This is a genomic window from Hydrogenophaga intermedia (assembly GCF_000723405.1).
GTDB classification, from domain to species: Bacteria; Pseudomonadota; Gammaproteobacteria; order Burkholderiales; family Burkholderiaceae_C; genus Hydrogenophaga; species Hydrogenophaga intermedia.
The window spans coordinates 1-14,960 of record NZ_CCAE010000081.1; the positions used below are offsets into that span (position 1 = coordinate 1).

The 14,960-nt window shown below is 65.1% G+C and carries 14 protein-coding genes; 5 read left to right on the forward strand and 9 right to left on the reverse strand.

Annotated features, from left to right (window positions below):
* Positions 1–221, forward strand: a 221-nt coding sequence (locus BN948_RS27415; protein ID WP_238327259.1) for a hypothetical protein, incomplete at its 5' end; no start/stop codon positions are given.
* 28 nt (positions 222–249) lie between these two features.
* Here BN948_RS27415 and BN948_RS24185 read toward each other — a convergent pair.
* The 5 genes from BN948_RS24185 to BN948_RS24205 all read right to left on the reverse strand — a co-directional run bounded on the left by BN948_RS24185 (position 250) and on the right by BN948_RS24205 (position 5,345).
* Positions 250–1,224 (reverse strand): Bug family tripartite tricarboxylate transporter substrate binding protein, encoded by a 975-nt coding sequence (locus tag BN948_RS24185; RefSeq protein ID WP_035624424.1) that lies wholly within the window; start codon positions 1,222–1,224, stop codon positions 250–252.
* 115 nt (positions 1,225–1,339) lie between these two features.
* The gene (locus BN948_RS26395; RefSeq protein WP_162182756.1) at positions 1,340–2,110 is read right to left on the reverse strand and encodes an IclR family transcriptional regulator domain-containing protein; all 771 of its coding nucleotides are present in this window, start codon (positions 2,108–2,110) and stop codon (positions 1,340–1,342) included.
* Between the two features lie 141 nt (positions 2,111–2,251).
* Entirely contained in the window at positions 2,252–3,274 is a 1,023-nt protein-coding gene (locus tag BN948_RS24195; RefSeq protein ID WP_035624427.1) for an XdhC family protein, read from the reverse strand.
* A gap of 14 nt (positions 3,275–3,288) precedes the next feature.
* Entirely contained in the window at positions 3,289–4,650 is a 1,362-nt protein-coding gene (locus BN948_RS24200; RefSeq protein WP_035624430.1) for a heavy metal sensor histidine kinase, read from the reverse strand.
* Positions 4,647–5,345, reverse strand: coding sequence for a heavy metal response regulator transcription factor (locus BN948_RS24205; RefSeq protein WP_035624432.1), 699 nt, complete (start codon positions 5,343–5,345; stop codon positions 4,647–4,649). The genes BN948_RS24200 and BN948_RS24205 overlap by 4 nt, the downstream gene beginning before the upstream one ends.
* A gap of 145 nt (positions 5,346–5,490) precedes the next feature.
* Here BN948_RS24205 and BN948_RS24210 point away from each other — a divergent pair, with 145 nt between their 5' ends.
* Both BN948_RS24210 and BN948_RS24215 read left to right on the forward strand, forming a co-directional pair.
* Entirely contained in the window at positions 5,491–5,952 is a 462-nt protein-coding gene (locus tag BN948_RS24210) for a (2Fe-2S)-binding protein (RefSeq protein ID WP_035624434.1), read from the forward strand.
* 33 nt (positions 5,953–5,985) lie between these two features.
* A complete protein-coding gene (locus BN948_RS24215) occupies positions 5,986–8,139 on the forward strand; it encodes a xanthine dehydrogenase family protein molybdopterin-binding subunit (protein ID WP_081922055.1) in 2,154 nt (717 codons plus the stop codon).
* 56 nt (positions 8,140–8,195) lie between these two features.
* On the opposite strand, the gene BN948_RS24220 is transcribed toward BN948_RS24215, so the two are convergent.
* The 3 genes from BN948_RS24220 to BN948_RS24230 are packed head-to-tail and all read right to left on the reverse strand — an operon-like array spanning position 8,196 to position 11,934.
* Positions 8,196–8,951 (reverse strand): SDR family NAD(P)-dependent oxidoreductase, encoded by a 756-nt coding sequence (locus tag BN948_RS24220; protein WP_035624457.1) that lies wholly within the window; start codon positions 8,949–8,951, stop codon positions 8,196–8,198.
* A gap of 26 nt (positions 8,952–8,977) precedes the next feature.
* Entirely contained in the window at positions 8,978–10,384 is a 1,407-nt protein-coding gene (locus BN948_RS24225; protein ID WP_051756365.1) for an aldehyde dehydrogenase family protein, read from the reverse strand.
* A 56-nt stretch (positions 10,385–10,440) separates the two neighbouring features.
* Positions 10,441–11,934: an aldehyde dehydrogenase family protein gene (locus BN948_RS24230; protein WP_035624437.1), complete on the reverse strand. Its 1,494-nt coding sequence runs from the start codon at positions 11,932–11,934 to the stop codon at positions 10,441–10,443.
* A gap of 154 nt (positions 11,935–12,088) precedes the next feature.
* On the opposite strand from BN948_RS24230, the gene BN948_RS24235 reads away from it, so the two are divergent.
* A complete protein-coding gene (locus BN948_RS24235) occupies positions 12,089–12,880 on the forward strand; it encodes an SDR family oxidoreductase (protein WP_035624440.1) in 792 nt (263 codons plus the stop codon).
* Positions 12,881–12,894: 14 nt separating this feature from the next.
* On the opposite strand, the gene BN948_RS24240 is transcribed toward BN948_RS24235, so the two are convergent.
* Positions 12,895–13,851, reverse strand: coding sequence for a LysR family transcriptional regulator (locus BN948_RS24240; RefSeq protein WP_035624443.1), 957 nt, complete (start codon positions 13,849–13,851; stop codon positions 12,895–12,897).
* A gap of 151 nt (positions 13,852–14,002) precedes the next feature.
* Between BN948_RS24240 and BN948_RS24245 the strand changes: the two genes are divergently transcribed.
* On the forward strand, positions 14,003–14,833 hold the full coding sequence (locus BN948_RS24245) for a VOC family protein (RefSeq protein ID WP_035624447.1): 831 nt from the start codon (positions 14,003–14,005) through the stop codon (positions 14,831–14,833).
* Positions 14,834–14,960: the final 127 nt, after the last annotated feature.

Consider the following 14,960-nt stretch of genomic DNA (forward strand, 5'->3'; position numbering starts at 1 on the left):
GTGAGCTGCTTTGCTCACACAACGGGTGGGTCAGTATTCGATGGAAATCTCGGGTCAGAGATCAGTGGAATTCAACAGTGATCGGCATACGCACCCTGTCCTCGCTGACATGGCGCTGTTCGGAGGAGGGCTGGAAGATTGTGCGCGAACACAACTCGTCTCAACGTCTCGCAAGGGATGCGGTCGATCCTGCTCTGGCAAGCGCATCGAAAGAACGATGAACCCTCGGCGTTCCCAGGCGGCTCGACCCTACTCTTTCTTGATGTTGCCCTTCCGGACCACTTCAGTCCAGCGTGCGATCTCGTTTTCGATATGCCGGCGAAATGCATCGGGACTCCCACCGAGAATGATGAGTTCGCCGGACGGTGCCAACTGGGTACGAACTTGGGGGTTTTCCAGAGCACGGTTCAACTCGTCATTGAGGCGGCGTATCACGGTCGATGGCGTGCCAGCGGGGGCCAGCAACCCCAGCCAGTTGCTCGAGTCGATCTGAGGCACCCCCGCTTCGATGAACGTCGGCGTGTTGGGCAGTGCTCCCATGCGCGCCTGGCTTGCCACAGCCAAGGCGCGCAGCTTCCCCGATCGGATGTGAGGCAATGCATCCTGGACGTTGCTGAATACCGCCTCCACTTCTCCGCTCATGACCGCGAGCAACGCCGGCGGGCTGCCCCGATAGGGGATGTTGGTCAGTTGGGCGCCTGTTGCCAGTCGAAAGCGCTCCATGGTGAGGTGTGAGGACGTGCCCAGGCCAAAGCTCGCGTATTGCACGGGCAACCGGCTCGCCTTGGTGGCCGCGACCAGGTCACTGACCTTCTGATACTGCGAATCGCCCCTGACCAGCAAGGTTGCCGGCATCGTGGTGACCAGCCCGATGGGTACGAAGTGCTTGAGTGGGTCGTAGGACAGGCGCGGTGTCAATGCGGGCTCGATGCCGAAAGGACCGATGGCACCCATGAGAATGGTGTATCCATCCGGCTTCGCCCGCGCCACGTATGACGTGCCGATGATTCCGTTGGCGCCCTCCTTGTTCTCGATCACCACGGGTTGCCCCAACTGCACCGAGAGCTGATTGCCCACGATGCGCGCGACCCTGTCGTAGTAGCCCCCGGGTGGCGCAGCGAGGACCAACTGAATGGCGCGCGAAGGGTAGTGGTCTTGCGCAGCGGCTACTGCAGCGCTCATTGCCATCAAGGCGGAGGCCAGCAGCCGGATTGTCGTCTTCATACTTGTCTCCTTAATGGGGTCTCGGTTGGCGTTGTCGAACGCGATAGGCAGTCTCCCGCTTGCCTTGGGCACCTCCCAGGCCTTCCTGCGCTATGCGCAAGGCGCAGAGATGTCTTCACAGAAGGTCGAGCGCGCGGCTCTGAGCCAGCCGAAGCGAGGGAAGAAAACGCTGGACCAGCTCACTCAGTCCCATGCGCTCGGATCGTGCGGACAGGCCCACCGAGGCGACCGTGCGTCCGTCAGGGGCGCGGATCGGTACCGCAACCGAGCGCACGCCTGGCTCGATCTCTTCGTCTGAGAAGCCGTAGTCGAGTGCCTGGCATTGCGCAATGACGGTCGCCATAGCGTCAACGCTGACCACGGTTCGCAGTGTGTAGGCCCGCATGGGCTGCTCCCCCAGCAGGGAACGCCAACGCTCTGTCGGAAGATCGGCCATCAAGGCCCGTCCTGCGGCTGAGCAATGAAGCGGCAATCGTGAACCAACGGCATTGCCCACACGCATGTTGCGTCGTGCACTGGATCTCGCAGCAATCACCACTGCGCCGCCATCGAGAACGCACAGCGCGGCGGTCTCCTGCGAGCGTTCGCAAAGGGCGTCCAGGACAGGCTGCAATCCGCGGGCGAGTCGATCCGAGGCTGTATAGGCGTACGCAAAGCGAAGCGCTCCTGGGCCAATCCAGAAGCGTTTGCCGTCGCTGCAGACGTAGCCCATCTTCAGCAAGGTCAGCAGGCAGCGGCGTGCTGCTGCGGGAGACAGCCCCGTGCGACGGGCCGCCTCCGACAAGGTCATCCGCGTGTGCGCAGTGTCGAAGGCTTCAACCAGGCGCAGGCCTTTGGCGAGCCCGGCGACCTGATCGCGTCCGTCTGGATCGGCGTGCGTTTCCACCCAATGAACTATGGGAAGCGCAGGATCGGACGTCAAACACCTGTCTCAGCCGATGAGACGGTGCGCCGCGTTCAGACGCGCCGTCGGAGCATGGTCGTCGATGCGTACCCGCTAGACACGGCGACGCACGATTGCGTGCCATCAAGCGGAACACTGCATAGCGTCGTTCGGCGTCACGTCGAGCTGGTCCTTGGCCGGCCCCACCGCCAGGTCGCGCGGCAGCGGCACGCCGTTCTTCACGGCCAGCACCTCGGCCATCACGCTCACCGCAATCTCCGCCGGCGTCTTGCTGCCGATGAAGATGCCGATGGGCCCGCGCAGCTTGGCCAGGCTTTCCTCGGTCTGCTCGAAGTGCTCGATGAGCCGCGCGTGCCGCAGCGCCTGGTTGCGCCGCGAGCCGATGGTGCCGATGTAGAAGGCGTCGGTTTCCAGCGCCTCCAGCAGCACCAGGTCGTCCAGCTTCGGGTCGTGCGTGAGGGCGACGATGGCGGTGCGCCGGTCGGCGCGGAAGGCGCGCACCACGTCGTCGGGCATCTCCGTGGTCAGGGTGACGCCGGGCACCTGCCAGGCGCCGCGGTACTCCTCGCGCGGGTCGCACACGGTGACGGAGAAGCCGCTGAACAGCGCCATGGTCGACAGGTACTCGCTGAGCTGGCCCGCGCCGATCATGAGCAGGCGGTACTCGGGCCCGAAGGCGTTGTGCAGCGCGCCGTCCTGCTCGCGCAGGGCCTCGGGCTGGTTGATGTCGGTGAGCGTGACGCGACCGGTGGCCACGTCGGTGCTGCGCTGGACCATGCGGCCCGCGCTCAGGCGCTCCACCAGCTCACCCAGCGTGGCCGCGTCGGGGTTGAACTCCAGCAGCAGCTCCAGCGTGCCGCCGCAGGGCAGGCCGAAGCGGTGGGCCTCGTCGGCGCTCACGCCGTAGCGCGTCTTCTGCGGCGGGCCGTCTTTCAGCGCGTCGCGAAAGCGGTGGATCAGGTCGTCCTCGATGCAGCCGCCCGAGACCGAGCCGACCACGGCGCCGCCCTCGCACAGCGCCATGATGGAGCCCACCGGGCGCGGCGAGCTGCCCCAGGTGCGGGTGACGGTGGCCAGCAGCGTGGCCTTGCCCGCGCGCCGCCAGTCCAGCAGCGTGCGCAGCACGAAGAGATCGAGGTTTTCCATCGGGCGATACGGCGCTATGACAATCCGACTGGTTCACTTGGAATGCAGATGCCCACGCGGGTGAGACCGTCGTTCGACTGCGCGAGTGGTTCGCCACCGTGCATGCGCGCGATGGCTGCCACGATGGCAAGCCCCAGCCCGTGATGTTGACCGCTGCTGGGCCGCGACGCGTCTGCGCGAAAGAAGCGGTCGAAGATGCGAGGCAGGTCGGCTTGCGCGATGGTCGAGCCGCTGTTCTGCACCAGCAAGGCGACGCGGTCTTTGGGCTGCCGTTCGATCAGCACATCGATGCGGCTGCCGGTGCCAGCATGTTGAACGGCGTTGTCGATGAGGTTGGACAGCGCCCGCTGCAGGAGTGGCTCGTCAGCGTGGATGCGCGCATCACCATGCACCTTGGCGCGCAGGCCCGCTTCGTCGAAACCGATGGCATGAAAATCCACCACCTTCTCGGCCAGAATGCGCAGGCTCGGGATGTCGGCCGCGCGCGCTCGCGCGCCGCGGTCGGTACGCGAGAGAAACAGCATGTCCTGGACCATCTGAGACAGCTGCTGCAGTTCCTCCAGTGAAGCCGCCATCACGTCGCGTAGCTCCTGCGCACTGCGATCGCGCGACAGCGCTACCTCTGTGTGACCCATCAGTGAGGCCAGGGGGGTGCGAAGCTCGTGGGCCACATCCGCGTTGAAGGCCTCGAGCTGGTCGATGGCGGCCTGCAGCCGGTCCATGAGACCATTGAACTGTGTGATCCATGGCATCAACTCCGTCGCAACCTCCGGGAGGTGCAAGCGCTGATCCAGGCGATGTGCGGTGATCCGCTGGGTCTGAGCCGCCAGTTCATTGAGCGGTTTGAGGTCGCGTCGGATCCGCCACAGGGAACTCAACGCCACCAGAAAGCCGCCGAGCAGGGGAACCACGAGCAAGGTCTTGCCAAGAGCGCCCATCAGTTCGCGGTCGTACGCGGTGTCGGATTGCAGAGTCAGGACGACGCGTGGAGGGTCGAGCGACGGCAGTTCTACATCAGTGACTCGGGCCCGCGGGTGATCCGACATCACGAACGGCGCCTCATTCGCGTCTTCGAACAACAGACGACCACTCGGGTCTCGCACCGACAGGCGCGTGAGGGGACGCCTGTACGCTGAATCACGCACGTCTGAGATGGCTTTCTCAAGCCCACCGATGCGTGCACCGTCCGTGAAGATGGCGAGCACCACATCATTCTTTTTTGCCAACTCCGCAGCCTGCCGGTGATCCACCACGGTGTGCACAGACAGGTAGACCATGGCTGCCATGAGTGCCATCACCAGCATGGCCTGAAGGGAAATGCGCAGAGTCAGGCGCCGCTGAATCGAGTACGTCGCTTGGAGGGCTCGGGTGTTCATGTGCGACGGTCCTCCATCACGTATCCCATCCCGCGCTCGGTGTGCAGGAGCTTGGGTTCGAACGGATCGTCGAGCTTGCTGCGCAACCGACGGATCGCCACTTCAACAAGATTGGTCTGGCTGTCAAACTGCATGTCCCACACCTGCTCGGCGATGGTCGTGCGCGAAAGAATCTGACCACGCCGGCGCAACAGGACCAGCAACAGGGCGAACTCCTTGCCGGTGAGATCCAGCCGATGGCCTCCACGTGTGGCACGCCGGGCAATGAGGTCAACCTCGAGGTCAGCCATGCGCAGCACCGCCACAGCTGTGCCTGTGCCTTTCACCACCATGCGTCGTGACAGTGCACCGATGCGCGCGAACAGTTCGGACACGGCAAAGGGCTTGACCAGATAGTCGTCGGCTCCTGCTTCGAGGCCGCGCACCCGGTCGTGGATCTCATCGCGCGCCGTGAGCATCAACACCGGTGTTCTCGCGCACTCGCCCGGCGCCTTGCGAACGGCCTCCAGGATGCTCAGTCCATCGATGCCCGGCAGCATGACATCCAGCACCAGCAGGTCGTACTCGCCGCCCAGCGCGAGGCGTTTGCCTTCGACACCGTCGAGCGCGAGGTCCACGAGATGACCCAGCTCGTGCAGGCCTTTCACCAGGAAATCGGCCAAGCGCCGTTCGTCTTCAACCAACAGGATGCGCATCGTCGCTCCACACATTGCGGTGAACGTCATCTTCCGATCTGCGCGGGCCTGGCGCAGGCAGATGACGAACTCGTAATCTCCATGACAGGCACTCACGGTCGGGCGCCGCAACCATGCATGGGCCACTACCCCCATGAGGAAACCCATGACCACCCGATGCCACGTCAACGGCCGCGTCGTCGAGATGCAGGCCGACCCCGCCACCCCCTTGCTTTGGACGTTGCGAGACGAACTCGGCCTCACCGGCACGAAGTACGGCTGCGGCGTCGCGCTCTGCGGCACATGCACGGTCCATGTGGACGGTCAGCCGGTTCGAGCCTGCATCACCCCGACCGAGTTCGCCCAGGGCAAGCGTGTGCGAACCATCGAAGGCGCGGGAGCCGATCGCATCGGCCGTGCGCTGCAGGCTGCGTGGATCGCGCTCGACGTGCCGCAGTGCGGGTATTGCCAATGCGGACAAATCATGAGCGCGGCCGCACTGCTGCGTACGCACCGCCGCCCTACCGACGCGCAGATCGACGAAGCCATGGCGGGCAATCTCTGCCGTTGCGGCACCTATGACCGCATCCGCGCAGCCATCCACCAGGCGGCCAAGGCCCTGGCCTGATCGTTTCCGAGACCATAGCTGCGAGACACTTCCATGAACCCTCACATTCCCGGTCCCAACGCCGTCGGCAGTACCCGGCGCACCTTCTTGCAACAGGGCTTGACCGCCAGCCTCACCGTGGCCGTTCCGCTGCCTTTGTTCGCGGCCCCTCCCGGTGGCAATCCCCCGCCGCCGCGCCTGCCGCAGTCCTTCATCCGGATTCATGGCGACAGCCGCGTCACCTTCTTCTTGCCCACCTGCGAAATGGGTCAAGGTATCCACACCGGACAGGCGCAGATCCTGGCCGAGGAGTTGGGGGCGGACTGGAAGCGAGTCAACGTCGAGATGCCGCTGCGGCCCACGGCCGACTTTCGCCTCCCCATGGGGCAGATGCGCTCGGTTGGCTCTTTCGGGATCCGCTTCTGGCACGACCCACTGCGCCGGGCGGCCGCACAAGCCCGCAGCGTGCTGATCCAGGCCGCTGCGGCGCGCTTGTCCGTGGATCCAGAAACGCTGGACACGGTCGATAGCGCGGTCGTGCATGCGCCCAGTCGCCGGCGCATTCCGTTTGGTGAACTGGTCGAGACTGCGAATGGAATGCCGGTGCCGGCAGAGCCGCGCCTTCGGCCCGCCTCGCAGCGGCCACTGACAGGCAAGACGGTGCCGCGCTTGGACGTGCCTGCCAAAGTTCGCGGCGAGGCCGTGTTCTCCAGCGACGTGCGACTGCCCGGCATGGCATATGGAGCGGTTCGCCTTGCGCCGGTGTTCACGGCCGAAGTGGCCAGCATCGACGAGGGCAGCGTGCGCGCCATGCCGGGCGTGCTGGCGGTGGTGCGGGTGCCACGGGGTGCCGTGGTGGTGGCCGAGAGCTGGTGGCAGGCCCGCCAAGCGGCTGAGCAACTCGACATCCGTTTCACCGGCACGCCCAACGATGCACTGGATAGCGACGAAATCGCCCGCCGCCTCAAGGCCGGACTGAATGCCACGGACGTACCACCAGCGCTCTCCCGCGGTGATGCCGCCAGCGCATTCGAGAAGGCGGCCAAGGTCGTTGAAGCGGAGTACCACGTACCCATGCTCGCGCACGCCTGCATGGAGCCCATCAGTGGCACCGCGCGCGCCACGTCCGACAGCGCCGAGTTGTGGGTCGGCACTCAGGGACACGACGTGATCCGCATGACACTGGAACGTGCCGCGGGTATTCCGAACGAGCGCATGAGCTTGCACACCACATACCTTGGTGGGGGTTTTGGCCGAAAGACCATCGCCGACATTGCCTTGCAGGCCGTGCTCGCCAGCCGGGCCGTGGGCGGCCGTCCGGTAAAGGTTCTCTGGCAACGCGCCGACGACATGCAACAGGGCCACTACCGCCAGACGATGATGGCGCGTTTTCGTGCCGCGCTCGACGCCGAGGGCCGCATCCAGGCCATGCGCATCCGCGTGAGCGGGCCGCAGATGGGACGAGACAACTTTGGCGTGCAGGGGCCCAGCGATCCGTTCTCCCTCGCCGGCCTGACCGACATGCGCTACCAGTTGCCTGCGCTGCACATCGATCACGCCGTGGTGCCGTTGCCGATACCCATGTGCCCCTGGCACAGCATCGCGCACTCCTTCACCGGCTATTGGCTCGAGACCTTCATGAACGAATGCGCGGCCGCCGCCGGGGTCGACCCGCTGATCTACCGGAAGACTCACCTCGTTGGCCAGCCGCGCATGCTCGCTGTGCTTGACCAGGTGGCCGCTCGCGCGAACTGGTCCAGCCCGCCACGGGCTGGCGTGCACCGAGGTGTCGCGGTGGTTGAAAGCTATGGCAGTCCCGTGGCCCAGGTGGTCGAGATCCGCCTGCTTGAAGGGAAGGTAAAGGTGGAACGCGTGTGCGTGGCCATCGACTGTGGCCGAGCAATCAACCCGGGCCAGGTACGCCAGCAGATGCATGGCGGCGTGGTCGGCGCGCTCAGCGCTGCGCTGCACGACAAGATCACCATCCGCGAGGGCCGCGCCGAGCAGGCCACGTTCGGCGATTACCCCCTGCTTCGCATCCACGAAACACCGCGTGTGGAGACCGACATCGTGGAGATCGGATCGCCTCTTGGCGGCGTGGGGGAACCCGGGGTGCCTCCAACTGCGCCAGCCCTGGTGGGAGCGATCCATGCCGCCACCGGCCGCTTCGTGCGAAGCTTGCCGTTGGCCGATCATGGCCTTGTCTGAGCCGGCATGGTCAGTCCCGCCGCCGCACGTCGTTTCTGCGGTGGCGGGAACTGAGTTCAATGCATCACAGAACCGCCGTCGACGACCACGGTCTGTCCCGTCATGAAGTCGCTGGCCGGAGCCAGCAGGAAGGTCAACGCACCGTTCAGATCTTCCGGTACCTGGTCGCGCCGCAGGCAGCGGCTGGCCACCGTGGCCTTGCCCGCTTCCACCCAATCGCTCTGCTCCTTCACCCCTTCGCTCATCGTGAAGCCGGGCGCCAGAGCGTTGGCTCGGATCCCGTCGGGGCCGAGCTCGCGCGCGAGGCACCGCGTCATCGCCACGATCGCGCCCTTCGAGGTGACGTACGACAGCATCATCACCTGCCCCTTGAACACCGTGCCGGAGGCGATGTTGACGATCTTGCCGTAGCCCTGTCGTTTCATGATCGGCACCACGGCCCGTGCGCATTCGAAAGCGCCACGCACATTGACCTGCATCACCCTGTCAAACTCGTCCGAAGGGATCTCCTCGATGCGGCGCTTGGGCAGCGTGGCGAATAAGGCGGCGTTGTTGACCAGGCCATGCACGCCACCAAAGGTGGTGTCGACTTCTGTCACGAAGGCCCGCACCGCCGCCGCGTCTGTCACATCGCAGGCGCCGCCCAGTGCCTGACCGCCTTGAGCGCGGATGCGTGCCACCGTGTCGTCCGGAGTGCGGATGTCGCACACGGCAACCCGGGCTCCCTGTTGGGCCAAGGCCAAGGCAAAACCTGCGCCGATGCCTTGGGACGCGCCGGTCACGATAACGGTCTTCCCGTCGAGTGCTTGCATGGTGGATTCCTCGATGCGGTGGCCCTTCATTGCGGCACCACCGTCAATGTCTGCGTCTGAAGGTACTCCTGGACACCCAGCAGGCCAGCTCGCCGGCCCGTTCCGCTTTGCTTGAGCCCACCATAGGGCGCGTGGCGGTTGACGGCGTTGGTGCCATGGGTGTTCACGAATACCGTGCCCGATTGCACCCGCCAGGCAAGGGCCGCCGCCGCCTCCAGGTCCTGGCCCCAGACCGAGCCACCGAGGCCGAAGGGTGAGTCGTTGGCCTGCGCCAGAGCGTCCTCAACGTCGTCGTAGGCGATCACCGGTATGGCCGCGCAGAACTGTTCCTCCGACACAAGCCTTGCCTTGGCATCGACGCCCGTCACCAACGTCGGCCGCATGAAGTAGCCCTTGTCGAACTCATGCGCGTCCAGTACCTGACCGAATTCGGCCACGCGGGCGCCACTTGCGCGGGCTTCGTCAAGGTAGCCATGGGCACGGTCCAGTGCCGCCCGGGTGTGCAGCGGCCCCATCGTCACGCCGTCCCGCAACCCGTTTCCGACAACGATGCGGTCCATCGCCACGCCGAAGCGTTCGACGAACTCGTCGTGGCGCGATGTATGCACATAGATTCTCTTGATCGCCATGCAGACCTGGCCTGTCATACGAAAAACGATGCCCGCCATCTGTCCCATCGTCCGTTCGTCCAGGCTCACATCCCGCATGAGAATCGCCGGGTCGTTGCCACCGAGTTCCGAGCTCACGCTGGTGATACCTTGTGCCGCGCCACACAGAATCTCGCGCGCCGCGTGCACACCACCAGTGAAGCCGATCTTGCCGACGGCGGGATGCGTGGTCAGCGCCTCGCCAATGACGGATGACGGTCCGGTGACCGCATTGAGCAGCCCAGGCGGTAGCGTTTGCGCCACCCGCTCGATGGTTTCCAGTAGCGCCAGCGGGCAGGTCTCTGGTGCTTTCACCACCACCGCGTTGCCCGCCAGGAGGGCGGGTACGATCTGAAGGAAGGCCAGGGACACTGGCGCGTTCCACGGCACGATGGAGACCACCACACCGTACGGTCGCCAGCGAACCTCCGTGTAGCCGTTCTGGGACGGCAGGCGTTGAGCGGCGTCCAGCTCGCCCGCCAGATCGAGTGTGAGCTTCGCGCGCGAGGCCATGTCGCGGATCTCGCGCGTGGCTTCGGCCAGGGTCTTGCCGTTCTCGCGCACGAAGACTTCGGCGCGGGCGTCCAGGTCCTGGCTGGCCCTGTCCAACGCCAAACCGATGAGCTGCGCGCGGCGTGAGAAGCTCAGACGGGACCAGGGGCCCTGCGCGGTGCGTGCCGCATCGAACGCGCGTTCGACGTCGGCCACGGTCGCCGCGACGGTAGAGCCGACCTCGTCGGAGGGCTCGGCGGGATTGAACACCGGCGTGCGACGTGCGCCGTCCACGCGCTCGCCACCGATGAGTAGGCTCGCTGTCACATGCCTCATGTTTCGGCCCCGGCTCACAGCGTGATGTTGATGTTCTTGGGCTGCGTGTAGAACAGCAGTTCCTCCAGCGACTCGTCACGACCCAGGCCCGATTGCTTGTAGCCGCCGAAGCCCGTGCCGAGAAAGTGACTGCTCGAGTTGTTCACCCACACCAGGCCGGCCTCGATGCGGCTGGCTGCGCGGTGCGCGATGGCGAGGTCACGCGTGAATACCGCACCGGTCAAACCGTACTCGACGGCATTGACCTGGTCGAACATGGTTTCCTCATCGGACCACCTGATGACCGAGAGCACCGGGCCAAAGATCTCCTCGCGCGCGATGCGCATGTCCGCCCGGACGTTGGTGAACACCGTCGGCTCGATGAAGTAGCCATCTTGCAGCGCAGGATCGGACGGGCGCTTGCCACCGCAGGCGAGGGTGGCACCCTCCGCCAGGCCAATGTCGATGTAGCGCATCACCTTGTCGAACTGAGCCTTCGACACGATCGCTCCCTGCGTCGTCTTGGGGTCGGTAGGAATGCCGGGCTGGTACGCGCGAATCTTCTTCAGGATGCCCGTCATAACCTCGTCGTGCACGGACTCGTGCACAAACAGCCTGGAGGTCGAGCCGCACGACTGTCCGTTCCAGGTGAAGTTCATGCCCTTGACGGCGCCGCTGCTGGCACGGTCCAGGTCCGCGTCCGGATACACGATCAGGGCATTCTTTCCGCCCAGTTCGAGCGAGACACGCTTGATCCGGTCCGCGGCGCTGCGCATGACGGCGCGACCCGTCTCCACGCTGCCCACCAAGCCGATGACCGGCACATCGGGGTGGGCGGCGAGCGCCGCGCCACACGCGGTCCCTCCGGTCACGATGTTGAACACGCCCGGTGGCAGGATGCCGTCGATGAGTTCGGCGAAGCGGTAGGCCGACAGCGGGGCTTGCACAGGGGGCTTCATGACCACCGTGTTGCCCGCCGCCAGCGGCGCGGCGCTCTTAGCGCCGAGGAAGAGCAAGGGATGGTTGTAGGCCACGATTCGGCCCACCACGCCATACGGCTCGCGCACTGTCAGGTTGACCATGCCGTCACCCATGGGAACGGTCTCCCCCTTGGCTTCGGTCACCAGTCCAGCGAAATAGTCATACGCGGCGGCGGCGAACTCCACATCGCGCTGCATTTCGGCCACTGGCGCACCACAGTTGCTGGCATCCAGTAGTGCCAGTTCCAGCGCATTCGCGCGCAGCACGGCGGCGATGCGGCGCAGGAGCGCGGCGCGTTCGAACGGTTTGGTCCTTTTCCAGCCGTCGTAGGCCTTCTTCGCGGCTTGCACGGCGGCATCGACGTCGAGGGCATTGGCCTCGGCGCACTCGCCCAGGGAACGCGCGTTGGCCGGATTGAAGGTCGGGGCGTAGCCGCCTTGAGGTTTGTGCCAGGCACCGCCGTAGTACAGGTCACGCACCAGGGGCAGGCGCACAGAGGACAGGCTAGTCTGATCGGTGAGGGGTTTTTCTTGAACTGGGCTGTTCATTCGCGCGTCTCCACTGAGGGGATGGTTGAGAGAGGCGCGATCGTGCGTTTGCCATGCGGCGCAGTCCAATGGATCTTGCGAATGTTGCTCATGGACGCGGTGGTTTGGCGTTCGCGTCCACGCTTCCTATGCTTCGCCGCGAAGGAGCAAGACCATGAACACCACCGACAACACCATCCTCATCACCGGCGGCGGATCGGGGATCGGACGAGCGCTCGCGCAAGCCTTTCACGCCCTGGGCAATCAGGTCATCATCACGGGCCGTCGCCGGGAGATGCTCGAACAGACCGTTCAAGCCAACCCGGGCATGCAGTGCATCGAACTGGACGTGCGATCGGCCGAGGACATCGAGCGCGTTGCGCAACGCGTGATCGAAAGGCACCCATCGCTTAACGTGGTGGTGCACAACGCCGGCATCATGCGCACGGAGAACGTCTTCGAACCCGGCACGCACGATTCGGAAGAAACGATTGCCACGAATCTGCTGGGTCCCCTACGCCTGAATGCGGCCCTTCTGCCGCATCTGTTGCGCCAGGCGCGCGCCACCATCATGACGGTGTCATCCGGCCTGGCCTTCGTGCCGGGTGCGATCACGCCCACCTACTGCGCCACCAAGGCGGCGATACATTCCTACACGCAGTCCTTGCGCTACCAACTGCGCGCCACCTCGGTCGAGGTACTTGAACTCGTGCCGCCGTATGTGCAGACAGAGCTCACAGGCCCGGCGCACGCGGCGGATCCGAACGCGATGCCGCTGAAAGACTTCATTGACGAGGTGATGGCCATCATCCAGGCCGGTGCGCCGCATGGCGAGATCTGCGTGGAACGCGTGAAGCCTCTGCGGCATGCCGAAGCCAGTGGCGACTACCCTGACTTCTTCCAGCGCTTCAACGACAAGCGTTCAGGCGCCGCCGCCAACACCTGGAAAGGCCGTCCCGCTCCCTGAGCGGTCGAGCCTCGTCAATCGTGTGGCAGGACCTGACGTTGCTCGGGCGCCAATGTGCGCTCGGCATAGCTCGCTGCGAACACCCGGCGAAACCAGATGTTGGCCGGGTCTCGATGCGTTTGGTCATGCCACTGCATGTTGAGGTCGATCGGCGGCAGCTCGAAAGGAAGAGGCACGATCCGAACGGGTGCCATTTCCGTCATCGCGCGCGTGAGCGCGCTGGGGGCCGTGAGAACGAGGTCGGTGCGCGCCACGATGGGTGCGAGCCCACTGAAGTACGGAACGCTGAGCGCCACCCGCCGGCGCACCTGACGGCCATCGAGCTGAGCTTCAAGCAGCTTGTCAAGCGAGGCATGGATGGAAGCGGGCGGGCGATAGCTCAGGTGCGCGGCCGCCAGGTACTGATCCTGCGTGAAGGTGTTGCCGATGGTCGCGTGCGCGGCGCTCACCAGGCAGGTCCAGCGTTCCTGGTCCAGCGAGAGTCGGTGATAGTCCGGGCCGAGCTCCGGGATGAAGCCGACCGCGAGATCGAGTTCTCCGGCTGCCAGCGCCTCCTTGGCGCTGCGCAGCGGCAGCGAGAGGTTGACGATGTCCACGTTCGGTGCCTGCGCGCGCAGCAGCCGCATGAAGTCGGGCACCAGGGTCACCTGCGCAATGTCGCTCACCAGTATTCGGAAGGTGTGGCTCGACGTCGCCGCGTCGAACGTGCGGCTGCTCTCCAGCACGCGGCGCATGCGATCAATCAAGTCGCCGATATCCGGACCCAGGCGCGCAGCCAGCGCGGTGGGCTGCATGCCCGCTGGCGTGCGCACGAACAGCGGATCGCCGAAGGCGTCTCGCAGTCGCTGAAGTGCGTTGCTGGTTGCCGATTGCGTGAGGCCCAGCCGTTCCCCTGCCAGAGTGACACTGCGCGTGCGCATCAACGCATCGAAGGTCAACAGCAGATTGAGGTCGATCTGTTCCAGTCTCACGTTGTCTCCTGCGGTGCCGCCCCGAGCATACCCGTCGCCTGCGCCGGCGAGAGGGGTGTTTGTGCGTCCGGATTCTCACCGGCTGAGACGCGTCTTTGACCCTGGATCGCCTCGCTTCGATAGTCCTGAGCCATCCAGAACAGGAGACAACATGAGCACGATCTCCGCCGCTCTGCAGCGGCTTCACATCACCTCCCCGCAACCGCAGATGCTGGCGGACTTCTACGCCACCGTCTATGCCATGCCGATGGAGAAATCCGGTGACACCTGGAGATGCCGGGCGCACCAGCGCATGGTCGAAGTGTCGGCGGGTCCTGCCAACCGCTTGCGGTATGCCCTGTTCAGGCTGGAGACGGCACAGGCTTGGAAGCGCTTGCGCGAACGGCTGGCCCAAGCCCCTGGTGCTGCGTTGCCTGCGGAATGGGGCCTGGCGCCGGACGCGTTGGCCGCCATCGACCCCGATGGCAATGTCATCGCTTTCGAAGGACCGGGGCGTATCGACGCGCAACACGACGCAGCACCTGCGCCGGCTCAACTGCAGCATTTTGCTCTTCGCACTCAGCAGATCGAAGCCATGGTGGCCTTCTATGAAAACGTGCTGGGCTTCGTCGTATCGGACAAGGTGGTCAACGAGCAGGGGGAACTGCGCGCTTGCTTCCTTCGGGTGAACCATCTGCATCACGCGCTGGCGCTTTTCGCCGCACCCAGCGCCGGGTACGACCACCAGTCGTTTGAGACGCCCGATTGGGACGGCCTCAAGCGCTGGGCCGACCGAATGGGCGAGTTGCGGCAGACCATCGTTTGGGGCGTTGGCCGGCACGGTCCGGGAAACGACGCGTTCTTCATGGTGCGTGACCCCGATGGCAACTTGGCCGAGATATCGGCCGAGATCGAGAGCTGCGCCGAAGACCGGCCTGCAGGACGGTGGCCCCATGAGGAGCGAACGCTCAACCTCTGGGGCAAGGCCATCATGCGCAGCTAAGGCACACGGCGATGACCGTCTCGCGTTCGCTGCAGATTCTCGGCCTGTTCTGTTGATTTCAACGCAATCCTGACCCCGGTTTTCCATCCAATATTGACCCCACCTGTTGGGGTGTAGCCGGGCTACG

What these genes read in the sequence shown, in the direction of transcription:
- BN948_RS24200 (WP_035624430.1), bottom strand. Translation starts at nt 4,650, where the DNA reads ATGAACACCCGAGCCCTCCAAGCGACGTACTCGATTCAGCGGCGCCTG.
- BN948_RS24185 (WP_035624424.1), bottom strand. Translation starts at nt 1,224, where the DNA reads ATGAAGACGACAATCCGGCTGCTGGCCTCCGCCTTGATGGCAATGAGC.
- BN948_RS24210 (WP_035624434.1), top strand. Translation starts at nt 5,491, where the DNA reads ATGACCACCCGATGCCACGTCAACGGCCGCGTCGTCGAGATGCAGGCC.
- BN948_RS24195 (WP_035624427.1), bottom strand. Translation starts at nt 3,274, where the DNA reads ATGGAAAACCTCGATCTCTTCGTGCTGCGCACGCTGCTGGACTGGCGG.
- BN948_RS24245 (WP_035624447.1), top strand. Translation starts at nt 14,003, where the DNA reads ATGAGCACGATCTCCGCCGCTCTGCAGCGGCTTCACATCACCTCCCCG.
- BN948_RS24220 (WP_035624457.1), bottom strand. Translation starts at nt 8,951, where the DNA reads ATGCAAGCACTCGACGGGAAGACCGTTATCGTGACCGGCGCGTCCCAA.
- BN948_RS24215 (WP_081922055.1), top strand. Translation starts at nt 5,986, where the DNA reads ATGAACCCTCACATTCCCGGTCCCAACGCCGTCGGCAGTACCCGGCGC.
- BN948_RS24205 (WP_035624432.1), bottom strand. Translation starts at nt 5,345, where the DNA reads ATGCGCATCCTGTTGGTTGAAGACGAACGGCGCTTGGCCGATTTCCTG.
- BN948_RS24235 (WP_035624440.1), top strand. Translation starts at nt 12,089, where the DNA reads ATGAACACCACCGACAACACCATCCTCATCACCGGCGGCGGATCGGGG.
- BN948_RS24230 (WP_035624437.1), bottom strand. Translation starts at nt 11,934, where the DNA reads ATGAACAGCCCAGTTCAAGAAAAACCCCTCACCGATCAGACTAGCCTG.